This window comes from Brevibacterium marinum, assembly GCF_011927955.1.
GTDB lineage: Bacteria > Actinomycetota > Actinomycetes > Actinomycetales > Brevibacteriaceae > Brevibacterium > Brevibacterium marinum.
This window is the reverse complement of the sequence record NZ_JAATJN010000001.1, coordinates 1,477,309-1,500,074: the sequence shown is the minus strand read 5'-3', so window position 1 is coordinate 1,500,074 and position 22,766 is coordinate 1,477,309. Positions and strand designations below refer to the sequence as shown.

At 65.9% G+C, this 22,766-nt stretch carries 20 protein-coding genes and 1 pseudogene; 9 read left to right on the top strand and 12 right to left on the bottom strand.

Going from position 1 to position 22,766, the window contains the following annotated elements:
- Positions 1 to 55: 55 nt before the first annotated feature.
- Positions 56 to 1,435, bottom strand: a complete 1,380-nt coding sequence (locus BKA07_RS06525) for an NAD-dependent succinate-semialdehyde dehydrogenase (RefSeq protein WP_167950181.1) — start codon at positions 1,433 to 1,435, stop codon at positions 56 to 58.
- 178 nt (positions 1,436 to 1,613) lie between these two features.
- Between BKA07_RS06525 and BKA07_RS06520 the strand changes: the two genes are divergently transcribed.
- A complete protein-coding gene (locus tag BKA07_RS06520; RefSeq protein ID WP_167950180.1) occupies positions 1,614 to 1,967 on the top strand; it encodes a nuclear transport factor 2 family protein in 354 nt (117 codons plus the stop codon).
- 49 nt (positions 1,968 to 2,016) lie between these two features.
- Here BKA07_RS06520 and BKA07_RS06515 read toward each other — a convergent pair whose 3' ends face one another.
- Positions 2,017 to 2,952: a 3-hydroxyacyl-CoA dehydrogenase NAD-binding domain-containing protein gene (locus BKA07_RS06515; protein WP_167950179.1), complete on the bottom strand. Its 936-nt coding sequence runs from the start codon at positions 2,950 to 2,952 to the stop codon at positions 2,017 to 2,019.
- Positions 2,953 to 3,046: 94 nt separating this feature from the next.
- Here BKA07_RS06515 and BKA07_RS06510 point away from each other — a divergent pair, with 94 nt between their 5' ends.
- The gene (locus BKA07_RS06510; protein WP_167950178.1) at positions 3,047 to 3,910 is read left to right on the top strand and encodes a hypothetical protein; all 864 of its coding nucleotides are present in this window, start codon (positions 3,047 to 3,049) and stop codon (positions 3,908 to 3,910) included.
- 245 nt (positions 3,911 to 4,155) lie between these two features.
- A complete protein-coding gene (locus tag BKA07_RS06505) occupies positions 4,156 to 5,121 on the top strand; it encodes a hypothetical protein (RefSeq protein WP_167950177.1) in 966 nt (321 codons plus the stop codon).
- Between the two features lie 142 nt (positions 5,122 to 5,263).
- Here BKA07_RS06505 and BKA07_RS06500 read toward each other — a convergent pair whose 3' ends face one another.
- The 6 genes from BKA07_RS06500 to BKA07_RS06475 all read right to left on the bottom strand — a co-directional run bounded on the left by BKA07_RS06500 (position 5,264) and on the right by BKA07_RS06475 (position 12,022).
- Positions 5,264 to 6,895 carry a long-chain-fatty-acid--CoA ligase gene (locus BKA07_RS06500; RefSeq protein ID WP_167950176.1) on the bottom strand — a complete coding sequence of 544 codons (1,632 nt, stop codon included), beginning with the start codon at positions 6,893 to 6,895 and terminating at the stop codon, positions 5,264 to 5,266.
- Between the two features lie 289 nt (positions 6,896 to 7,184).
- Positions 7,185 to 7,943 carry an enoyl-CoA hydratase gene (locus BKA07_RS06495; protein WP_342449003.1) on the bottom strand — a complete coding sequence of 253 codons (759 nt, stop codon included), beginning with the start codon at positions 7,941 to 7,943 and terminating at the stop codon, positions 7,185 to 7,187.
- A gap of 71 nt (positions 7,944 to 8,014) precedes the next feature.
- Positions 8,015 to 9,010: a cytochrome c oxidase assembly protein gene (locus BKA07_RS06490; protein ID WP_209043883.1), complete on the bottom strand. Its 996-nt coding sequence runs from the start codon at positions 9,008 to 9,010 to the stop codon at positions 8,015 to 8,017.
- A gap of 210 nt (positions 9,011 to 9,220) precedes the next feature.
- Positions 9,221 to 9,790: a GNAT family N-acetyltransferase gene (locus BKA07_RS06485; RefSeq protein ID WP_167950174.1), complete on the bottom strand. Its 570-nt coding sequence runs from the start codon at positions 9,788 to 9,790 to the stop codon at positions 9,221 to 9,223.
- Positions 9,790 to 11,061, bottom strand: coding sequence for a trans-sulfuration enzyme family protein (locus BKA07_RS06480; RefSeq protein WP_167950173.1), 1,272 nt, complete (start codon positions 11,059 to 11,061; stop codon positions 9,790 to 9,792). Before BKA07_RS06480 ends, BKA07_RS06485 begins: the two co-directional genes overlap by 1 nt.
- Positions 11,062 to 11,104: 43 nt before the next feature.
- Positions 11,105 to 12,022: a LysR substrate-binding domain-containing protein gene (locus BKA07_RS06475; RefSeq protein ID WP_167950172.1), complete on the bottom strand. Its 918-nt coding sequence runs from the start codon at positions 12,020 to 12,022 to the stop codon at positions 11,105 to 11,107.
- Positions 12,023 to 12,108: 86 nt separating this feature from the next.
- Here BKA07_RS06475 and BKA07_RS06470 point away from each other — a divergent pair, with 86 nt between their 5' ends.
- Positions 12,109 to 13,176, top strand: coding sequence for a YeiH family protein (locus BKA07_RS06470; protein WP_167950171.1), 1,068 nt, complete (start codon positions 12,109 to 12,111; stop codon positions 13,174 to 13,176).
- 236 nt (positions 13,177 to 13,412) lie between these two features.
- Positions 13,413 to 14,831, top strand: coding sequence for an SLC13 family permease (locus tag BKA07_RS06465; protein ID WP_167950170.1), 1,419 nt, complete (start codon positions 13,413 to 13,415; stop codon positions 14,829 to 14,831).
- Between the two features lie 60 nt (positions 14,832 to 14,891).
- Here the strand turns inward: BKA07_RS06465 and BKA07_RS06460 are convergent, their stop codons facing one another.
- Entirely contained in the window at positions 14,892 to 15,479 is a 588-nt protein-coding gene (locus tag BKA07_RS06460; RefSeq protein WP_167950169.1) for a GNAT family N-acetyltransferase, read from the bottom strand.
- 171 nt (positions 15,480 to 15,650) lie between these two features.
- Here BKA07_RS06460 and BKA07_RS06455 point away from each other — a divergent pair, with 171 nt between their 5' ends.
- Positions 15,651 to 15,977 (top strand): GNAT family N-acetyltransferase, encoded by a 327-nt coding sequence (locus BKA07_RS06455; RefSeq protein ID WP_167950168.1) that lies wholly within the window; start codon positions 15,651 to 15,653, stop codon positions 15,975 to 15,977.
- A 174-nt stretch (positions 15,978 to 16,151) separates the two neighbouring features.
- Positions 16,152 to 17,609, top strand: a complete 1,458-nt coding sequence (locus tag BKA07_RS06450; protein ID WP_167950167.1) for an aldehyde dehydrogenase family protein — start codon at positions 16,152 to 16,154, stop codon at positions 17,607 to 17,609.
- A gap of 287 nt (positions 17,610 to 17,896) precedes the next feature.
- On the opposite strand, the gene BKA07_RS06445 is transcribed toward BKA07_RS06450, so the two are convergent.
- From BKA07_RS06445 to galU, 3 genes are all read right to left on the bottom strand, one after another.
- Entirely contained in the window at positions 17,897 to 20,104 is a 2,208-nt protein-coding gene (locus BKA07_RS06445; RefSeq protein ID WP_167950166.1) for a hypothetical protein, read from the bottom strand.
- A gap of 73 nt (positions 20,105 to 20,177) precedes the next feature.
- Entirely contained in the window at positions 20,178 to 20,774 is a 597-nt protein-coding gene (locus BKA07_RS06440; RefSeq protein WP_167950165.1) for a GNAT family N-acetyltransferase, read from the bottom strand.
- 89 nt (positions 20,775 to 20,863) lie between these two features.
- The gene (gene galU, locus BKA07_RS06435; protein WP_167950164.1) at positions 20,864 to 21,766 is read right to left on the bottom strand and encodes a UTP--glucose-1-phosphate uridylyltransferase GalU; all 903 of its coding nucleotides are present in this window, start codon (positions 21,764 to 21,766) and stop codon (positions 20,864 to 20,866) included.
- 47 nt (positions 21,767 to 21,813) lie between these two features.
- On the opposite strand from galU, the gene BKA07_RS06430 reads away from it, so the two are divergent.
- Positions 21,814 to 22,500 (top strand): 5-formyltetrahydrofolate cyclo-ligase, encoded by a 687-nt coding sequence (locus BKA07_RS06430; protein ID WP_342449002.1) that lies wholly within the window; start codon positions 21,814 to 21,816, stop codon positions 22,498 to 22,500.
- A 121-nt stretch (positions 22,501 to 22,621) separates the two neighbouring features.
- Positions 22,622 to 22,762, top strand: a pseudogene (locus BKA07_RS19755) (FmdB family zinc ribbon protein); the annotation flags it as partial.
- Positions 22,763 to 22,766: the final 4 nt, after the last annotated feature.

Genomic DNA, 22,766 nt, shown 5'->3' with positions numbered 1-22,766 from the left:
TTCGCCGCTGGCGCGCGTCAGTCAGAAGTGTGCGCGCTGGGGAAGGGTCATGGGCTCAGTTGCCCTTGAACACCATCTGCTTGTTGACGAACTCGTCCATGGCCAGGGGCCCCAGCTCACGGCCGACGCCGGAGCGCTTGACTCCTCCGAAGGGCAGGTACTCGCGAGTGCCCTCGGGGGCGTTGAGGAAGACCATGCCGGAGTCGATCTGAGAACCGACACGCTCTGCGCGCTCGATGTCGTTGGAGAACACAGCGGCACCGAGCCCGAACGGGGTGTCATTGGCCATTTCGACGGCCTCTTCCTCGCTGCTGACCTTGTAGACGATGACGGCAGGGCCGAAGAGCTCTTCGTAGTAGCCGCGCATTCCCTTCTCCACGTCGGCGAGGACGACCGGTTCGACATAGGCACCGCCGCCGTCGTAGCGCTTGCCGCCGGCGAGCAGGGTGGCACCGTCCTTGACGGTGTCCTGGACCTGTTCGACGAAGCGATCGGCTGCCGCGACCGATGACAGAGGGGACAGGCGGGAGCCTTCATCGCCGGGCTGCTCCGGCGTGAAATTCTTGGCCGCCTCGGTGATCGAGGACAGGAATTCGTCGTAGACGTCGTCCATGACGATCATGCGCTTGGGTGAGTTGCAGGCCTGACCGGTGTTGCCCATGCGGGTCTTGAAGAAGGTGCTCGCGCTCTTCGCCACGTCAGGGGTGTCGAGGAGGATGTAGGGGTCGGAGCCGCCGAGCTCGAGGACGACCTTCTTGAGGTTCTTGCCCGCCTCGGCGGCCACAGCCGAGCCCGCACGCTCGGAACCGGTCAGGGAGACGCCGTGGTTGCGCGGGTCGGGCAGGATGATGTCCGCGACCTGCTCATTGCTCGCGTAGATGTTGATGTAGGCGCTCTCGGGCAGCCCGGCGTCGATGAAGATCTCCTCCATGATCTGGGCCGACCGCGGGCACTGCGGAGCGTGCTTGAGCAGGATCGTGTTGCCCAGGGCCAGGTTCGGTGCGGCAAAGCGCGCGACCTGGTAGTAGGGGAAGTTCCAGGGCATGATGCCCAGCAGGGAGCCGACCGGCTTGCGGCGGATCATCGCGGTGCCGTCCTCGGGTCCGCGCAGGGGCTCATCGGCCATGAACGCCTCGGCGTTGTCGGCGAAGTAACGGTAGATGGCGGAGCTCAGTCCGACCTCGCCCTTGCCCTCGCGGACGGCCTTGCCCATCTCCAACTGGATGACCTGCGCCAGCTCTTCGGCCCGCTCCGCGTAGATCTCCGAGACGCGGGTGAGGATCGCGGCCCGGTCGGCCACACTTGTCTGACTCCATTCTGTGAAGGCGGTCGCCGACCGATCGAGGGCGGCCAAGATCTCTGAGTCGGTGGCGGTGGCGAATTCCTCGGCCACCTCACCGGTTGCCGGGTTGGTCACGCGATACATGGTTGACATGTCGAGCCTCATTTCTGCTGGGGTTGTTGACCTCGATCCGACGCCGTGGAACCAGGTGTCCGGCTCCGGTCGACGACTGGATTCCTCTCCCACGCTATGGCCCAATCACCTCGGCGGCAATTCCCCGTCCCACCCTTTGAGCGGCACCGGCGAGGATGATCGCTGTTACTGTGTTGCCATGGACAGTGTGACTGAACTCGTGAAGCGCTATTACTCCACCGTCGATGCGGGGAAACCGGGGGCCACCTCGGCGCTGTTCGCCGCCGAAGGACACTACGACCGTCCCGGGTATCCGACCATGGTCGGCCAGCAGATCACCGACTTCTACCACGGTGAGCGCGTCATCGAATCGGGGGCGCACTCGCTGACGGAGATCCTCGTCGACGGCGATCGCGCCTCCAGCCGCGGAGTCTTCACCGGTCGCCTCAAGGACGGCACCGAGACCTCCGTGGGCTTCGCCGACTTCTTCCTCTTCGACCCCGACGGCCTCATCGCCGAACGCACGACATACTTCTACCAAGCAGCGGTCTGAGGCAACGGCTCAGCCGGGCCTGGGGCGCTGAACGACAGGCTGCGCGACTTCAATCCTCTGAGTGTGTGCTCTCCTGACCACGCGATTCGAGCACCGCACGCTGGGCACGGTCGCGCGCCTCGGCGCCGGCTTCACTCGGCTTCTCACCATAGGCCCGCTCGACCTGGGCGAAGACCTCGGCCATCCCTGCATCGCTGAGGTCGAGCGGAAGCTCGCCGATCTGGGCGAACGAGGATCCGATGTGGTCCATGAATCCGCGGATCCCCGCATCTCCCCCGCCGAGGTGCATCGCCTCGAACTGCCCCACCGCTGACCAGCGCAGACCCAGGGAGTTCTTCATCACCGCGTCGAGGTCGGGTGCAGAGATGACGCCGCTCTCCACCAGCGAGATCGCCTCCTTCATCAGCGCATTCTGCAGCCGGTTGCCGACGAACCCGCGAACCTCCCGATTCAGCGCCACGGGCTCACGACCACAGCTGCGGTAGAAGTCGAGGGCACGCTCGACCGTGTCGGGACTGGTCGCCGGGGCCGGGACCACCTCCACGAGCGGCATCAGATGCGGCGGATTGAACGGATGACCGACGATGACACGTGCCGCGGCATCGGTCGTCAGGTGGCGTGCGATCAACGAGGCGGGGATGGTCGACGACGAGGTCGCGAGGATGGCATCGGCCGGGGCTGCGGCAGCGATCTGGGCGAAGAGCTGCGGCTTCGCCTGCGGGTCCTCGGGGCCCGACTCCTGCACGAAGGCTGCGTCGGCGACAGCAGATTCGACCGTGTCGGCGAGACTGATTGATCCGAGCTCGGACGCGAGCATGTTGTGGGCGGCAGCGTCGGCACTGACGTCGGCCTGCAGACTGGTGACCACCTCGGCGAGGTCGCCCCTGGTATCCAAGACCCGCACCGAATGCCCCGAGCGGGCGAACAGCCAGGCGAAGGAACGGCCGATGGTTCCGGCACCGATGACAGCAACTGAGAAGCTCATGTCCCCAGGTTATACCTCCCTACGCCTGCGCGGATCGGTCAGATATGGATGCTTGAGCACGTGAGGACACGGCGTTCGGTGGCACAATATCACCATGACACCGCGCGAAGGATTGACAACAGTGGACTCGGAGACCATCGCCCTTGCCGAAGATGAGTACGCAGCCGCGGCAGACACCGCTCGGATCGAGGTGCGGGAGCTCCACACCGCCGCCGAAGCCGCCGAGGCCGCGCTCCTGCTCGACGAGGTCTGGAGCGTCGACGAGACAGGCACCAACGTCCTCGAGCCCGGACTCATCGTCGCCTTCGCCCACGCGGGCAATTACGTCTCAGCCGCATACAGTCTCGACGAGCCCGGCGAGATGATCGGCGTGACGATCGGCTTCTTCGGTCAGCCGCTGGGCACGGTCATGCACTCGCACATCGCTGGAGTGCGACATCAGATCATCGGCCGGGGCGCCGGATCTGCGATGAAGCTGCATCAGCGCCTGTGGTGCCTCAACCTCGGCATCACGGAGATGACCTGGACCTTCGACCCGCTGGTCGCGCGCAACGCCTACTTCAACTTCCAGCGCCTGGGCGTGGGAATGGTCGAATACCTCGAGGACTTCTACGGGCAGATGCGCGACGGCGTCAATGCCGGCCAGGCCAGCGACCGCATGGTGGTGTCGTGGCCGTTGGACAAGCCCGCTCGCGCGAGTGTGGCCGATGCGGACTCCGCCTTCGAGTGCCTGCGCAGTGACGACAACGGCGAGCCTGTGGTTGCCGAGGTGCCCAAGGAAGCCGGCCTGGTCTCCCTCGACATCCCCTCGGACATCGAGGCCCTGCGCGGCCAGGATGCCGAACTCGCCTCGCGGTGGCGGACGGCGCTGCGCGACAGCCTGACTGCACTGGTCGGTGACGGCTGGGTCGTCGACACCTGCCTCAAGGGCGGAACGTACCTGCTCCACCACCCTTAAGGGGCTGGCTCATCGTTCCCTCCTCGATACAACGACGGAGCGCCGAAACTGCTGTGCACGCATAGTGGTCTCGGCGCTCCGTCGTTGTCTCGGCTGGAACAGTGGTCTTGGCTCGCGGGGTGGTCTTGGCAGGGGCTGATCCGGCGTCTACCGCCACTCTTGGCGATAACTTGCCTTAGTTGCTTTTTGGTATAATTTAACACCGTTTGATTGCGTTTGTGTCGTGTAAAGCGCATACTCGTCATATGTTTCGGATCGTGACGAGGAAAGAGCTCGCCGAGCTCGACATGTCCCGCACCGATCTCGCTGAGGCACTGAGCTGCTGCCTGAGCAGAGTGCGACGCGGCCACTACATCGTCAGGTCCGACTGTTCCCGCTCCCATTTCACCCGCATCAGGTCGCTGGCGCACGAACCCGGAATCACGTTCCCCCGATTCCACGGCGACATCAGGGACGAGGTCGAGAAGCTGCGGATTCGCATTGCATCACGACGAGACTCGGCGCTGCCAGGCGATGTCTTCTCGCATGTCTCCGCCGCATTGATCCATGGCCTCGATCCTGTTGTCGCAGGGACGAACAGGGTCGAGATCTCGCGGAGCGCGTACTCGCGCAGCTACCCGGACCTGTCACTCTATGATCGCGCCATCGCCCAGGAGGATATCGACCGCAGCCTCAGCTATCCCGTGACCAGCCTGCCCAGAACGCTGGCCGATATCGCACTTGACCACCCGCTGGAAGTCTCGGTGCCGCTGATCTCGGAAGCACTGCGGCAACGGCGCGTTGTCAAAGAGTCGATCGAATCCTTCTTCGCAGCGGGAACGCGGAGCCTCAACCGGGCCAAGCTGGCACTCAAACTCGCCGATGCCGTCTACGAATCCAACGCGGAGGCATTCTGCGCGGTCAAGTTCCACCGACAAGGCATCACTGGAATGACGCCTCAGGTCACGACCTATACGCGGGGCGGCAAGTTCATCGGCAGGAACGACTTCCGGCACGACAAGGCCCCGGTCATCGTCGAAGTCCACGGAGTCGGCAAATACTACATGCACCCGAAGGGCCCTGATGCAGCCGCGCGTGCAAACCACCAGCGTGACATGAATCTCGTCAATGCCGGATTTCGCGTCTTCAATCTGACGTTCGGCGACCTTTTCCGGCCGACGATCTTCGCCCAGATCAAGTGGGCCATCACCTCGGTGCTCGATAACCAGTAGAAGAAGTGGTCGACACAACGACGGAGCGTCGAGACAACTGTGCATGCGCAGTGGTCTCGACGCTCCGTCGTTGTATCGATCTCGCCGCTCCGCCGCCCGGCCGCTCAGGGCGCTCAGGGCGCTCACACCACGCAGCTGGGGCTCACTGCTCTTCCCAGTTCTTGCGCAGCAGCTTCTTGTCGAGCTTGCCGACCGAGGTGCGCGGCATCTCCTCGACGACGTTGACCTGATCCGGCAGCTGCCACTTGGCAAAGCGCTCACCGAGCGTTTCGACGATCGTGTCTCGGGTCACCTCGGCGCCGTCGTTGGGCACGACATAGGCCACGGGACGTTCATCCCACTTCTCGTCCGGGACTCCGATGACTGCGGCTTCCTTGACGTCGGGGCTGTCGAGGATCGCATTCTCCATGTCGATCGAGGAGATCCACTCGCCGCCGGACTTGATGACGTCTTTGAGGCGGTCCGTGATCTTGAGGTAACCGTAGGGATCGATGACTCCGACATCACCCGAGCGCCACCAGCCGTCGATGAACCGGTCCGCATTGTCCGGCAGCTTGAAGTAGGACTCGGTGATCCAGGGTCCGCGCATGACGATCTCGCCCACGGACTCGCCATCGCGCGGCATCTCCTCGCCCGTCGGGTCGACGATCTTGACGTCGACGCCGATGATCGGCAGACCCTGGTAGCGCTTGAGGTCCCACTCCTCGTCCTCGGTGAGGTTCATTCCGGGCTTGATCCGCCAGTTCGTGGTGGCCAAGGGCGTGGTCTCGGTGGCACCGTAACCGTGGATCACCTCGGCGCCCGTGACTTCCTGGAATCCACGCATCATCGACAGCGGCGGCTCGGAGGAACCCGAGACCAGACGCACTCCGCGCAAGTCGGGTGTCTGAGGCATGTTCTTCATCATCTCCAACATCGGCGTGAAGATCGCGGGCGCACCATTGGCCAGCGTGACCTTCTCTTCGATGAAGGCCTGGCCGATGGCCCCGAACTCTTCGGCGGCGAACTTGCCGGGCAGGACGAGTTTGGCACCGGCGGCCACCGCGTTCTGCGGGAAGCCCCAGGACAGGACGTGGAACATCGGGGTGATGGGCATGACGCAGTCGTCGAAGTCCGCGTGGAGTGCGGCCAGTCCGCCCATGGTGTGCAGGTAGATGGACCGGTGCGAGTAGTAGACCCCCTTGGGGCGTCCCGTGGTCCCGGTCGTGTAGCCCGCGTAGGCCGCGGTCTTCTCGTCGACGACGGGCCAGTCATAGGTCTCGGGCTTGTCGGCGATGAGGTCCTCGTAGAAGACGACATTGTCCAGACTCGTCTCGATCTGGGAGGAGGGCTTGTCGGTCATGACGACCCACCCCTTGACGTCGAGCTTCGGGGCGAGCGCCTCGGCGACGTGGAGAAGGGACTCGTCGACGAAGATCCAGTCGGACTTCGAGTGGCTGACGACGTAGGCGAGGTCCTCAGGGGCCAGACGCAGGTTGAGCTGGAGCATGGTCGCCGCCACTCCGGGCACCGAGAAGTAGAGCTCGAGGTGGCGGCGGGAGTTCCAGTCGATGACGCCGACCATGGAGCCCGCACCGACGCCGAGCTCGTCCAGGCCGTGCGCCAGCTGAGCCATGCGCTTGAACTCGTCGGCGTAGTCCGACCGCCCCCATGACCCGTCCGATCGGCGGTAGACGACCTCCGATTCACCGAAGAAGGTCGCGGCATGGCGGATCATCGTGGTGGTGTTGAGCTGGTAGCTGTCACCGAGGGTGGATGGAATGCCTGTAAGCATGAGACTCCTTTGGTCGTGCTGATCGTGCTGGGGTGCGAATGACGTGGTGGCTGGGGCGCGAATGTCGCGGTGGGGGCTGTGCGGTGAGTCTGAAGAGGTATCGGATGTCCTGATCGCTGTCCTCGCCAGACTATCCCGTCAAGTGACGCCGATCACAGCGCCGGCCGCAATGTTACCAATTGGAAATGTGGGACTCCGGGCAGTGAAACTGCAGGACTCGGGGGTCGTCGGCGCTCTGTCGTCGACTGCGGTGCCCCGCCTCCCGGTGGGACACCGTCCTGCACGGGTGTCACTGTCCGGTGTATTTCGGCGAGCGCTTCTCCATAAAGGCGGCGACGCCCTCGGCGAAGTCGTTGGTGGACCGGAGGAAGGTCTGGTCTTCGAGTTCGCGGCCGAAGGCGTCGTCGAGCTCGGTCAGGGTGGTCGCGTTGATGGCCGCCGTTGCCTTCGCATACGCCAACGGCGGTCCCTGCGCCCAGGTCGCCGCGATCTCCTGGGCACGTTCGAGCTGCGTGCCGGCGCCGACGACCTCGCTGGCCAGCCCCCATTCGAGCGCGTCCTTGGCCCACACCTTCTCCGCTGTGAGCGCCATCTTCATGGCCCGATGTCGGCCCGCCGAGGCTGCCACCAGAGCCGTGGCTCCACCGTCGGGCATGAGGCCGATCTTGCTGAAGGCCAACATCAGATAGGACTCCTCGCTCATCACCATGTAGTCACAGGCCAGGGCCAGAGAACATCCGATTCCGGCGGCAGGCCCGGAAACCGCTGCGATGGTCGGGATCTCGACGTCGATGATCGCACGGATGATGGCATTGGCCCGCTCGAGGCCGAGACCTCCGCCCTGGACGGACCCCTGCAGGTCAGCGCCCGAGCTGAACGACCGATCATTGCCGGTGATGATGACCGCTCGTGCGCCGGTGGCCGCCTCGGCGACGGCCTCCCCGATGCCCTGCATGGACTCCGGAGTGAGCGCGTTGAGGCTTTCGGGACGATTGATCGTGACTGTCACGACCCCGTCATGCTGGTCGGTGAGAACACTCGAGGTCACTGCGACTCCTCTGGTCGGCGCTGGAAGATTCATCTCCCTCCCCACCTTAACGCACGATAAGTTGATCCGGGTCACACATCGTGGCGACGACGCTGATCATTCGCGGAGAGGTCGGCCAGGTACTGGTTGTAGGCGCGCAGCTCGGCGTCGCCGTCCCTGGCCGCCTTGCGATCGAGTCGGCGGCCGAGGCGCTCGTCCGATCTCTGCCATTTGAACACGAGCACCCCGAGCATGATGAGCGTGGGAATCTCCGTGAAGGCCCAGGCGATGCCGCCTCCGAGGAACTGGTCCTCGAGCGGGTCGATGCCCCACATCGGCATGGAGTAGAAGCTCGTGAGCAGGGTCGTCGACATCATCACCACGATGCCGAAGAACGCGTGGAAGGGCACGGTGGCCACTATCTCGAAGACCTGCACGACGGTGGGATCGATGCGCATGCGGCTCTTGCTGCTCGTCCGCGGCGACGGGTCGACTCCGAAGATGTTCCAGAAGTAGAGCATTCCGACGGCCACGAAGTGGATGAACATCAGGTTGTGCCCCCACATCGTCGACATCAGCCAGTCGAAGGCGGGTGTGAAGTACAGGCCGTACAAGCTCATGATGAACAGCACGGTCGTCACGAACGGGTGGGTGAGAACGCGCATCACGGGGCTGTGAACGATCGCGAGGATGATGCGACGCGCATTCCACCGACCCGACCCGGCCGGCAGGACACGCAGCATGAGCGTGATCGGGGCGCCCAGGACCAGCAGGATGGGGGTCAGCATCGACAGGATCATATGCTGGATCATGTGCATGCTGAACATCGCCATGCCATAGCCGTTCAGGGCCGTGCCGTCGACGAGGACGACGGTGGCGATGCCCGACGCCCACCAGATGGTCCGGGAGATCGGCCACGACACTCCGCGACGATGCAGCAGCCACACGCAGAACACATACAGCACCAGTCCGAACACCGCGAGAACGACGATGATGGGGATCGGCTGCGGATGCCAGTCGATGACTCGCATCAACGTCGGCGGGAGCGTCGGGTGCCACATCGCCCCGCTCATCCCGTGCTCATGCATGCTCGTCCTCCTGACCGTCCAACTTCTACGCGCCGTAGAAGTGTGCTTCGGTCACCACCGTACGCCTGATGCGAAGCCGCGTCACCCGCCATCGGGGACAGCCGCCTCAACGTCGGCGTCGCCCGCCTCCGCGACACCCCGCTCCGCGACACACGTCGTCGCGTCACCCGCCTCAACGTCGGAGTCAGTCGTCGCGGGAGCGCCCGACGCTCAGATCAGCGCTGCCGCCAACTGGGTCGGGTTCAGCGCCCGGTCGGCGAAGACCAGCCGCATCGCCTGCGGATCGGGGTTGCCGGCGTCGGGTCCACGATGCTGCAGGCTCAGCCCCACCTTCTCCGCTACCTTCTGCGAGGCCATATTGTGCTCGAGCAGGTAGGCGATGACCGGCAGCTCGGGTTTGAGCTCCTGGGCGCGGGCGATGGCCAGTCGGGAGATCTCGGTGGCGTAGCCGCGCCCCTGGACCTCGGGGCGGAACCGGTACCCTAGATTCCAATGGGCCTCGATCCGGTCGGGGTTCCACGCATCGGCCAGGGGCATGCGCCGAACGCCGCAGCCGCAGGTGCCCAGCGCGGGGCCTCCCTCCGATTCCCGGACGATCCAGATTCCAAGCCCATCGATCTCCCAGTCGGCGATGCGGGTGAGAAGGAATGCCTCGGCCTCCTCCCGCTTGACCATCCGACCGCTGGGGTAGTGCGTCCAGACGCGGGGATCACTGTAGATCTCGAACACCTCGTCCAGATCCTGAAGACCCGGCCGGTCGAGAATGAAGGAGCCCCCCATCAGGCGCAGTGGGCGGCGCGGATCGCCTGGTCGAGGTCATTCCACAGGTCGTCGGCGGCTTCGATGCCCACGCTCAGTCGCAGCAGCCCTTCGGGCACCGTGTCCGGCTCGGAGGCATGACGACGCCGGCGTTCGATGAGGGATTCGACGCCGCCCAGGGAGGTCGCCGGTGTCCAGAGTCGGACCGCCTCGGCGATTGCCGTGGCCTGCTGAGCGGTCGCGACGCTGAACACGACGATGGCACCGAAGCCGCTCATCTGCGCGGTCGCGCGGTCGTGGCCGGGATCGGTCGGCAGGCCCGGGTAGCGGGTCTCGACTACGTCCGGGTGGGAGCCGAGGAGTTCGGCGATCCGGGCGGCGTTGGCCTGCGCGCGCCCCATCCGCACCGACAGGGTCCGCAGACCCCGCAGCGCCAACCAGACCTCGAAGGGGCCGGCGATGGCACCGCGCATCGAACGGTCGGCATGGAGACGAGCGCGCAGGTCATCGCTGCTGGTCACGGCCGCACCGAGAACGACGTCGGAGTGTCCGGCGAGGTATTTGGTGACCGAGTGGACGACGATGTCGGCCCCCAGGTCGAGCGGTGTCTGCAGCAGTGGTGTGGCGAAGGTGTTGTCGACGGCGGTGAGGATCCCCCGTTCGCGAGCGGCGGCGAGGAGGGCCGGCACGTCCGCGACCTCGAGCATCGGGTTGGTCGGGGATTCGATCCACAGCATCGCCGAGGCGACCCCACCGTTCGCGTCGGCCGCCGAGTTCCCATCGGCCGCCGCAGTCCCGTCGGTCGCCGATTTCCCGTCGGTCGCCGATTTCCCGTCGGTCGCCGAGTTCCCATCGGCTGCCGCAGCGATTGCGTCGAGGGAGTCGATGACGGCTGCGGTGTCGGCGATGTCGACGGTGATGAGGTCGAATCCGGCACGCTCGGCGATCTCACCGGCCGACCGCAGAGACCCCTGATAGCTGTGGCGGGGCATGATCAGGGTGCCGCCGCGCGGAACCAAGCTGAGCGTCGAGGCGATCGCGGCGAGGCCCGAACCGTAGACCAGGCCGGGCAGCGCGGCATGTTCGAGTTCGCCCAGGGCGGCTTCGAATGGTGTCCAGGCGGGGGTGTCGAATCGCCCGTAGGCATAGGGAGAGCGATCGATGTCACCGCTGCTGACGAAGGTCGAGGACAGTTCGATGGGCGAATTGACCGAGGCGCCGTCGCTGCGCTGTGGGCGGGCCGCATCGACGACGACGGTCTCGGGAGCATAGGAGGATTCTCGGGAGGTCATTGCCCCAATATATGTCGTGGCCGGCAGGCGCCGCATCGACGTCTCAGCCGTGTCCGCTCACCATGTGTTCGAGCAGGGACTTCGCTCCCGCCGAGAGTCGACGCCTCGGTGACCACACGGCGTGCAGCTCCCGATCCAGATCGAGGTCGTCGGCCACCGGCAGCGGCACCAGCCGCCGAGCCCGGAAGTCATCGCGCAGCGCCAGCTCCGAGAGCACGACCGGCGCGAGGGCCGTGGCGGCGGCGACCTTCAGCGCCGAGTTCGATTCGTACTCCCCCGCCACGCTCGCCCCGCCGAACTCCTCGAGCGCGGCGTCGAGGACTTCCCTCGTCCCCGAACCGAGCTCTCTGACCAGCAGGGGGATCTCGGCCAGGGCCTCGGCGGTGATCGGCTCGGACCAGCCCGCGCCGAAGCCGGGCGCGGCGGCGATCATGAGGCGGTCACGTCCGACCACCTCGGCGGGGAATCCCTCTGGCAGCGACACGGACTCGATGAGGCCGAGGTCGCAGCGCTGCTGGCGCACGGCGGCGATGACCGCGGACGAGTTCTCGACGGCCAGCCCCACGTCGACCTCGGGGTGGGTCGAGGTGAACGTCGTCAGGTAGCCGGGCAGCAGGTATTCGGCCACGGTCAGCGAGGCCGCTACGCGCACCGTCCCTGCCCGCGCGTCCTGGATCGCGCGGGTCCCGGCGTTGAGATGGTCGTAGGCGTCGATGACCTTCGCACCCCACTCCGCCACGGCCTGACCCTCGACGGTCAGCGACGTTCCCCGTGGCGAGCGCCGCAGCAGGGGAACCTTGAGCTCTCGCTCGAGGTTGCGCAGGCTGCGCGAGGCGTTCGGCTGCGCCAGCCCCAGTGTCTCGGCCGCCTGCCCGATGGACTGAGCATGCGAGCTCAGCGCCACGAGCAGCCCCAGCGCCTGGAGCTCGGGCCAGTCCTGCATTCTGCCGAGGTCACGCATCCTCCCATTTTGTCATATCATCTCGATATGGGTCGATAGGAAATCACCGCCTACCGAAACCCGTGACGTGTTGACAGACTGACCCCATGACTCGCTTTCTCCGTCTCATCCCCGGCTTGGGCGTCGCGGCCCTGGCCACCGCGATCGCCTGGCCGATCTCCATGGTGGCCCCGGTCCTGTCCCCGCTCCTCATCGCAATCGTCCTCGGCATCATCGTCGGCAATGTCCTGCCCGAGCTGCCGGAGACCTTCCAACCCGGCCTCAACTTCGCGGCCAAGCCGCTTCTGCGGGTGGGCATCGTCGCCCTCGGCGCGCAGGTCGTCCTCGGCGACATCCTCGAACTGGGCTGGCTGGTCCTCGTCCTCGCCGCCGTCGTCGTCGCCACCGGCATCGTCGTCGGCAGGCTGCTCGCCCGTCCGTTCCGGGTCGATGCGGATCTGGCGATGCTCATCGGCTGCGGGTTCGGCATCTGCGGGGCGGCCGCGGTCGCCGGCGTCGAGTCGACGCTGAAGTCGAAGAAGGCGGACGTGGCCGCGGCGATCGGTCTCGTGGTCCTCTTCGGCACGCTGATGATCGCGATCGTGCCGAGCCTGAGCGCGGTGTTCGGCTTGGCTCCCGAGACAGCGGGAATGTGGGGCGGGGCCTCGACGCACGAGGTCGCGCAGGTCGTCGCGATCGGCGGGATCATCGGCCCTGCCGCGCTGCAGGTCGCCGTGCTCGTCAAGCTCTCACGCGTCATCATGCTCGCCCCGACCGTCGCCGTGCTCAGCATGATCATGCGCCGGGCCGACAGTCGGGAACGGGCATCGGTGACCTCCCCCGCCGAGGCGGCCCCGCAGTCGGCGTCGGATGCGCAGTCCTCGCCGGCGCCACCCGCCCCGGCGGCGGGAAAACGTCCTCCCATCGTTCCGCTGTTCGTCCTCGGCTTCCTCCTCATGGCCGGCCTGCGCACCTTCGGCCTGCTGCCGGAGGTCGCGGTCTCCGGCCTGAACTGGGTTCAGACCGTGTGCCTGGCCATGGCGATGTTCGCCCTCGGCCGCGGCGTGCAATGGCGTTCGCTGAAGAGCCTCGGCGCCGGCCCCATCGGTCTGGCCGCGACGACGACCCTCATCGTCGCCGTCATCGGACTCGGCGGAGCTCTGCTGCTGACCTGAGTCTCGAGCGGTCGTACTCAGGGCTCGACCGGAGCCGGTCGCGGACTTCATTCGCACCGGGATGGCCGTGTTCGACGTTCCCGGGCTGAACCGGTCAGACGACTGACGCGTGCCGATATTCGGGAAATTTCGGGCGTTGCGGTGGAAGCAACCGCGCCTGCCACCGCCGAGGTGGTAGTGTCACTCAGCGAATCAACCAGTTTCGCACAGCGATACTTCAGTCTTTTTGGGGACCCATGCTCGTACAAATCATTGCGCTGCTGATCTTCGTCGCACTGTTCGCCGTCGGCGCGATCCGCGGTGTGCAGATCGGCGTGCTCATGCTCGTCGGTGCCGCCGGAACCGGTCTGTTCCTGACAGACATGACCGTCGATGACATCATCGGGGAGTTCCCGCTGTCCATCATGATCCTGCTGGCCGGAGTCACGTACTTCTTCGCCATCGCGCAGGAGAACGGAACCGTCGACAAGATCATCGACTGGGCGCTGGAGAAGGTCGGCTCCTCCGCTGTCCTCCTGCCGGCCGTCTTCTTCGTCATCACCGCGTGCATCGCTGCCATGGGTGCACCGCTGGCCGGACTCGTCATGATGCCGGTGGGCATGCAGGTGGCCCGCAAGTACGGAGTCGACTACGCCCTGATGGGTCTGGCGATCTGCTTCGCCATCGGCGCCGGCGGGTTCGCCCCGACCAGCCTCTACGGCATCGTCACCTACAGCACCGCCCACGATGCGGGAATCGACCTGTCCCCGTTCCTGCTCTTCGGCATCGCCATCGGCGTCTACCTCGTCATGCTCGCCGTCGCCTACTTCATGTTCGGCCGCAATCTGTTCGGCCGCAAATCGGTCGTGGCCGCGGCGGGTTCCGCGAGCGCGGGGTCGCACGCCGACGGGACGAATGGTCTCGGAACCACCGGTGAAGGTGCCGATGCGACGATCTCCCGCGGATCCGCCTCGGCGACCGAGGTGGCCTTCGGCGAGGACGACGAGGACGAAGCGCTCTTCGACTCCTCGAGCTCCTCGGCGAGCACCGAATCGGGCCCCTTCTCCTTCGTGCAGATCCTCACCGTCGTGCTCATGGCCGGCCTCATCGGCTCCGTCGTCGTGCTGGCAGCGATCGGCAAGGAACCGGACATCGGTCTGCTGTGCTTCTTCTTCGGTGCGGTCCTCTCGCTCGCCGATCCCAAGACCGGCAAGGCGGCGCTGCCCAAGATCGACTGGTCGACCGTCCTCCTCGTCGGCGGCATCATCACCTTCGTCGGTGTGCTGCAGAACATGGGCGCCGTCGACCTCCTCGGTGAGGGCGCCGAGGCGATCGGTTCGCCGCTCGTCGCGGCCTTCGTCCTGTGCATCGTGGGCGGGCTGGTCTCCGCATTCGCGTCGACGACCGGCATCCTTGCCGCTCTCGTGCCTCTGGCCCTGCCCCTCATCGCCGCCGGCGGCGTCCCCGGCTGGGCGCTCATCGCGGCCCTGGGCGTGTGCTCGGCCGTCGTCGACGTCTCACCGTTCTCGACACTCGGTGCCACGGTCGTGGCCACGGCCCCGGGCGATCACAAGGCGCGACTGACCCGCATCCTCGTGAAGTTCGGCATGTCGATGGTCATCATCGGACCCATCGTCCTCGTCGGGGGCCTCGTCGTGCCCGCCATGATCTTCTAGGACGCAGCGCCTCGATTCCGGGCACGCAGCGCCTCAGCTCCGGGCGGGTTCGGGCCCGACTCAGCGCAGCGGTTTGGCGAGGAGAACGAACTCGAGGTCGTCGACCAGGGGCACGCCGAATCGATCGTCACCGTAGGGGAAGGGTTCGACCTCTCCGGTGCGTTCGAAGCCGCGGCGCTCGTAGTAGGCGATGAGTTCGGCCCGCTTGTTGATGACGCTCATCCGCAGGGAGTGAGCGTTCCAGCGTTCGGCCACCCATGCTTCGGCGAGGTTCATCAGTGCCGACCCCACCCCCTGGCCCTGCCCCACCGGCGACACCGCGAGCACGCCCAGGTAGGCCACCCCGTCGATGGGTTCGCGCAGGTAGACGCTGCCCACGGCCTGGCCTTCGGCAGAGCGGACGAGCAGCATCGACGAATCCGGTTCGTCGAGCATCTCGCGGGCCATTTCGGCATCGAGGCGCTGGCCGCTGAGCAGATCCGCCTCGGTCGTCCAGCCCTGCTTCGAGGGCTCGCCACGGTAGGCGGAGGCGACGAGCTCGACATAGTCATCGATGTCGTCGACGCCGAGTTCGCTGACTTCGAAGCCTGTTTCGTGCAGGATGAGCGTATGTGCGTCGACCATGGTGGCCGGGGCGCGAGAGGACATAGGTCGGCTCCTCGAGGGTGGCTGGCCGTCGTCGGGAACGACCGAAGAGAACGGGTTGCTCAACAGGTTAGTCGCTCGGCGGCGAACACAACTATAGTTTCACGTATCAGGATTGACCCACTCACGTGACGAAATGGGCACAACCGCCCCTTCCGGTCGATAGGAGCCTACATGGACCTCGAGATCTCCGACGAGACATACACCTTCGCCCAGGACACCGACGCATCCCGCTTCACCGTCAGCCACAACGGCACGGTCATCGGCCACGTCGACTACATCGACCGCGAGGCCGGGCCCGATGACACCGCCGAGACCCCGGTGCGCACCTTCACCCACACCGAGGTGTCGCCCGCCTTCGGTGGCCGTGGGATCGCCGCCCACCTGGTGCGCTTCGCCCTCGAGACCAGCGCCGAGGCGGACCTGACATTCCGTACCACCTGTTCCTACGTCATGGAGTACTTCCGCAGAAACCCCGAATTCGACGATCTGCGCGCCTGAGCTCACACGGCAGAAGGACGCCGGCCAGGAATTCTTCCAGCCCACGCATCGGTGATCGCCACTAGACTGTCCACGACTGCTCCTATGCATGCCTGTCGGCCACCGGGGCTTACGGCCACAGAGCCTGTCAGCTCGGAGCAGCCCTGCCCATTCGACAACCAAGGGAGGAACGTCGTGGACATCGCACCGATCATCGACAAGCTCAACACCGGACTGTTCATAGGCGGCCAGTGGCGTGACGCGGAGGGTGGGAAGACCGTCGACGTCCTGAACCCTGCGACCGGTGATCTCGTCACCACGGTCGCCGACGGTTCCGCGGCCGATGCCGAGGAAGCCATCAAGGTCGCCGGTGACACCCAGGCCTCTTGGGCCGCTACCCCGCCGCGCGAACGCGCCGAGATCCTCCGCCGCGCCTTCGAACTCCTCATCGACCGTGCCGACGACATCGCTGCGGTCATGACCGCTGAGATGGGCAAACCCTTCGCGGAGTCCAAGGGCGAGGTCGCCTACGGTGCCGAGTTCTTCCGCTGGTTCTCCGAGGAAGCCGTACGCGTCGGCGGCGACTACACGCAGTCCACCGACGGCAAGACCCGCGTCATGGTCTCTCGTGAGCCGGTCGGGCCCTGCGTTCTCGTCACTCCGTGGAACTTCCCTCTGGCGATGGGCACCCGCAAGATCGGTCCGGCCATCGCCGCCGGCTGCACCATGGTGTTCAAACCGGCGAAGCTGACCCCGCTGACGTCGCTCATGCTCGTCGACGTACTCGTCGAGGCCGGTCTGCCCGCCGGAGTCCTCAACGTCGTCACCTCGGGCTCCGCCCGGCGCGTGGTCACCCCGTGGATGGAGTCCGGTATCGCCCGCAAGCTCTCATTCACCGGCTCCACCGAGGTGGGCGTGGGTCTGCTCAAACAGGCCGCCGACAATGTCATGAATACCTCGATGGAGCTGGGCGGCAACGCTCCGTTCGTCGTCTGCGAGGATGCCGATGTCGACAAGGCGGTCGCCGGCGCGGTGCAGGCGAAGATGCGCAACAGCGGTGAAGCCTGCACCTCGGCCAACCGCCTGTTCGTCCACTCATCGATCGCCGAAGAGTTCTCGACGAAACTCACCGAGCGCATCGGCTCGATGACGGTCGGCAACGGCCTCGAGGACGGCACCGAGGTCGGCCCGCTGGTCGACCAGGATGCACTGGACAAGGTCACCTCGCTCGTCGACGACGCTGTGGCCAAGGGCGCGAAGATCCTCACCGGCGGTTCGCAGATCGACGGCAAGGGATTCTTCTACAGCCCGACGGTCATGACCGATGTGCCGCAGGACTCCGAGATCCGGATCACCGAGATCTTCGGGCCCGTGGCCCCCATCGTCACCTTCGACACCGACGACGAGGGCATGGCCTTGGCCAATGAGACCGAATTCGGCCTGGTCGGCTATCTCTTCAGCGAAAACCTCGAGCGTTCGCTGCGTCTGGCCGACCAGATGCAGGTGGGGATGGTCGGACTCAACACCGGCCTGGTCTCGAATCCGGCGGCGCCCTTCGGCGGCGTCAAGAAATCCGGACTCGGCCGCGAAGGCGGAAAGGTGGGCATCGAGGAGTTCCTCGAGATCAAGTACGTGGCGCTGCCTCGCACCTGAGGCTCAACGCTCGGGGACACCCGCTGGGCAACCATGCATCCGTCGAGCACATGTGCAGTACGTATGCATGTTGGCCCAGCGGTTGTGTTTCCCAGGACCGCAGAGGATCAGAGGCGGCGCGATTCGATCTGCTGGTCGGTCTTCTCCGACTGTACAGTCCACCATCAGCCTCGGGGTTTGCCGGTTTCCTTCTCAGGGGCCGCATTCCTCGTCAGTGCCGCGGGCTGAATCCCACGCAGTCGCTGTGGGCCGAATGAGCTTCCCCGACGCCGCCGCAACGGTTCGAGTCAGGCGCGACGACGGGCGAGGACGTCGTCGACGGCGCCCAGGTCGGGGGCCTTGTTGGTCCGGATCGCCTTGCGGCCGTGTTCCAGCGGGCCATCCTCACGAGCCGAATCGCTGAGTTCGGGACGATAGCCGAGCTCCGCCGCGAACTCCGCGGCGATGTCCTCACGGCTGCGGGCCTCGGTTTCATAGGAGCTCGCATCGGCAGCCTTGGTCTCGGGCACAGGGTGTTCGACCCGCGGAGCATCGACATAGCTGGGCACGGGCAGAGGCGTGGGCGACCAGGCATCGCGTGCTTGGAGTCGCTGCATGAATGGGTCGCTGACGGCGGCGGCTCCGTCGGCCCCAGCGGCTTCGATGCCCTCAGCGGCCCCAACTGTCTCGTCGGCCCCGACAGTCTTGGCGCTGTCGTCGGTCTTCGCAGTCGCGACAGTCGAAGCATCGGCCGCGGCCACGGTCGACTCGCTTTCGACCGCCGAATCGCTCTCGACCGCAGAGGCCGAGACCTGTCCCAGGTCGCTGGACGGCGAGGTCTCAGGTGTCGATGCACTTGACTCACTCGCCTCGGCAGCAGGTGCTGACGCGGTCGTCGGCGCCGCCTGTGCCGTGTCGTTCCCTGCCGTCTTGGTCCCTGCCGCTTCGGGGGTTGCTTCTTCGACCACGGGGATCGGCCCGGTGAACAGGACCTGGCGAGTGGTGTGGCCCTCTGCAGCTTCGTTCCGGATGCGCACGAGCGGAATTTCGCCGGTGTTGGCCTCTTCACGGTCGTGCTTGGCCGTCACATTGCGCTGCATCACCGCGCGCGCCTGAGCCGCCTTCGTTGATCCTGCAGACCTCCCCTCGGCAGGCTCCGCCGCCACAGCCGACCTCCCCTCGGCAGGCTCCGCCGCCACAGCCGACCTCCCCTCGGAGGACTTCGCTGCCACGGACGACCGGCCCTCGGCGGGCTTCGACGCCTCAGCCGCACGCCTCTCGGACGACGTCGCCCCCGCAGACGATTGGCTCCCGTTCCTGGGCTGAGCCGACCGGGTCCCGCTCCTCGGCTCAGCAGCCGTCTGAGCACCGTTCGTCGGCGCAGCAGCCGACCGAGCAGCGCTCGTCGGTGCAGCCTTCGTCGGTGCACCGTTCGTCTGCACAGCCTTCGTCGCATTCGGCGCGGCTGTTCTCCTCGGCTCGGTCTTCGTCTGCGAACCGGAACGCTTCGTCGACGGCCGCTCGAGCTGCCGAAGACGAGCCTTGATCTTGCGCTTGCGCAAGTTGAGGGTGCGCACGACGAACAGCGAGACGATCGCGAGACCGAGGAACACTCCCGTGAAAGCGACGTGTACGACCGAGAACAGAGCAAGCACTCCCGTCACCAGAACGCCCAGGACAGAGGCGAGGAAGAGCAGGGCGAAGCCTCGCGTCCTCGCGCCCAGCGATTTCTTGGACTCACGCAGTCTCGTTGCTTTATCACTCATCGAATGGTCCTCATCGGCTCCGAAGTTCGGATCGGGAATCTGTGTACCTCGTCTGGTTGCGCCTGCAGTGCTGGGCCCGGTGGATCGGTCGTGCGGCGTTCCCCGCTGTGGACTTCCCGACCGGTCGGGGCCGGCCGCGGAATGATCGCCGAGGTGGCCGCCGGCCGACCGTCCGGGATTCGTTCCGCCGCTCGAGTGACCGCCACCCGTGTTCTGCCGCGACTCGTTGAACACTGCTCGCACAGCCGGGTGGAGGCTCCGAACGTTGTCCCGCATCCCCGGAGCCGCCGATTCCGTGGCCGATGCCCGGTGACCGCTTCTGCTGAGGTCGTCGGTCAGTGCGGAGCGGGTCTCACCGACCGCGACGGGAAGGACGCTGCGCTGGTGCTCTGCGGCCGCCTCGGCGGTGGTGGTATCGGTGTCGCTCGTCGACCTCGTCTTCGCCTGTCCGTCGATGAGGGCGAACTCGGGGGACGGTGCGGAGAGGGTGAATGTCGGCGCAGTCGTCAGGGGCGCGACGTCGGGGCTGGGCACCGTCGGTTCGACGCTGGCATCGGAATGGAAGACCCGTGCTCGTTCGGTGTCGTCGTGGCCGGGAATCTGAGGATCGGCTGCGACGACCTGGGCCTCGTCGGGGACGGTGTCGATCTCGACGCGAGACAGCTCGGTCGCCGACTTGCGGATCATTGTGGGCACAGCAACGGCGAAGACCACGATGATGGCGATAACGACGATGATGCTGGTGTCCACACTGCAACCCTAGAGCGCCCGGATCAGCTATGCCGTGAAGGACCGTGGTGTGTCGGTCAAACAGGCACCGAGTTCACATGTTTCTCCGACTGTGTCGATACGCGGCGAGAACCCCCTGCGGGACGTCCTCGGTGACCAACGCGAACGTGCGATGGTCGCACCATCTGCCGTCGATGTGCATGTACTTCTCCCGCAGGCCCTCGTCGCGGAAGCCGAGTTTCTCGACCACGCGCAGACTGGCCGTGTTCTCGGGGCGGATGTTGATTTCGATGCGGTGCAGGCCGAGGGCGAAGAGGCAGTGATCGGCGGCCATGGCGACAGCGATGGGAGTGATGCCGCGGCCGGCCACCTGCGAATCGATCCAGTAGCCGATCTGTCCGCTGAGGATGGAGCCCCAGCTGATGCTCGAAACGGTGAGCTGACCGCGGAATCGGCCGCCGACCTCGATCGCCAGGGGTACGGAGAGTCCGCGTTTGGCCTGCTTGTCGGACATTCGGATCATGGCCCGAAACCCCGGGAGCTCCTGTCCGGGGATCGGCAGGGTCGCATCCCAGGGACGCAGCCAGTTGCGGTTGCGCCTGCGGACGTCCCGCCATTGGCTCTCGTCGCGCCGCTGCAGTGGGCGCAGCACGATGTCGGACTGCTGATCAGTCAGGATGACCGGCCACAAACGACTGCCTCCGCTCTCGCATGCTCAATGTGCGCCCCACTCCAGTCGAGCCTGTCCATCATGTCCGTCGCACGCGTGCCGGTTCGGTGTCAGTCGAGGCTCGCCACGTATTCCTTGAGCCAACTGTTGAGGTCGGCTCCGAGGTCATCGCGAGCGCTGGCGATCTGCACGACGGCCTTGAGGTAATCGAGCTTGTCTCCCGTGTCGTACCGAGCACCCTTGAACACGACTCCGTAGACCCCGTTGCCGCCGTCTTCCCCGGCCAGGTCCTGAAGGGCGTCGGTGAGCTGGATTTCGTTGCCGCGGCCGGGTTCGGTGGTCTCGAGAACGTCGAAGATCTCGGGTGCGAGGACGTAGCGGCCGATGATCGCGAAGTTCGACGGAGCCTCACCCTGCTCTGGCTTCTCCACCAGGCCGGTGACCTTGACGACCTCGTCATCTGAGGTGGCTTCGACGGCGGCGCAGCCGTAGAGGTGGATCGCCTCGGGCGGGACTTCCAGGAGTGCGACGACGCTGCCGCCGGTCTCCTCCGCCACGCTGATCATCTTCGGCAGGATCGGGCTGCGCTCGTCGATGAGATCGTCGCCGAGCAGAACCGCGAAGGGCTCGTCGCCCACGTGCTGGCGGCCCTTGAGCACGGCATGGCCCAGGCCCTTCGGATCGCCCTGGCGGACATAGTGGATGTCGGCGAGTTCGGAGGCGTGGCGAACCGCCGCGAGTTTCTTGTCATCGCCCTTCTTCGCCAATGCCGCCTCGAGACCGTCGACGCGGTCGAAGTGATCTTCGAGGGGCCGCTTGTTGCGTCCGGTGATCATGAGAAGGTCCTGCAGTCCGGCGTCGGCCGCCTCTTCGACGACGTACTGGATGGCGGGCTTGTCGACGACGGGCAGCATCTCCTTGGGCGTCGCCTTGGTCGCTGGGAGAAAGCGGGTACCCAGACCGGCGACAGGGATCACGGCCTTGCGCACTTTGCGTCGCGAATCATCACTCATGCTGTTCATCTTAACCAATCCAGGCGCATCGGATTAGGCTGGTGAGGGTGGATGCAGAAACTTCGAAGGCGCAGTTGCGGGCGCGCATACGTTCCGAACGCGCCGACAGGGCTGTCTCCGACCCCGCAATCCCCGCGGCCGCTTCCTCGGTCGCCGGCGCCGCTTCACCGATTGCTGGCGCCGCTTCATCGGTTGCCGAGGCCGCTTGGCAGCAGGTCGAGCAGTTCTGGCCCGATCTGGACCTGGCCGGACGCTCGATGCTCGCCTACGCCGCCCTTTCCGGCGAACCCGGTTTGGATTCGGTCATCGACCGGTTCCTCGCCCACGGCGGGAGCGTCTACCTGCCCGTGGTCACGAAGATCGGTCACGCCCTCACGTTCGGGTCCGTCGCCGATGCCATGGCCACCCTCGAACCGCAGGGCAACTGGGGCATCCGTGAGCCCGCATCCGAGCTGACCGCGACCGAGCTCCTCACCGCCGAGGTGGCCCTTGACCTGGCATTCGTCCCCGCCCTCGGGTTCGGTGCCGGGGGCGCCCGCTTGGGAAATGGGGGCGGATTCTACGACCGCACCTTCGGTCCGCAGGGTGAAGTGCCGTTGGCGACGAGGGATCAGACCGCCGTCTACGGCGTGTGCTTCGCCTCCGAGCTCGACCTTCCCGGGCTCACGGTCGATCCCTGGGACCTGCAGATCGCCCGAGCGGTCACCGACGCCGGGGTCCACACCCTCGTATGAGTCTCCCACTCATGTGCGTCGGCCTGTGGACGAGGCAGGGCGCGCTCAGGCTCCTCACCACTCGCGTTGAGCGCGGACGAGTGCGGTGGACTATAATCTTCTCGTCGAAGAAAGGTCTCGAATGCCCGTTTACTCCTATGCATGCAAAAGCTGTGGTCATGCTTTTGATATCCACCAAGACTTCAGCGATGATTCGCTCACGATCTGCCCCGAGTGCCAGGGCCGCCTGAAGAAGGTCTTCGGCACCGTGGGAATCAGCTTCAAGG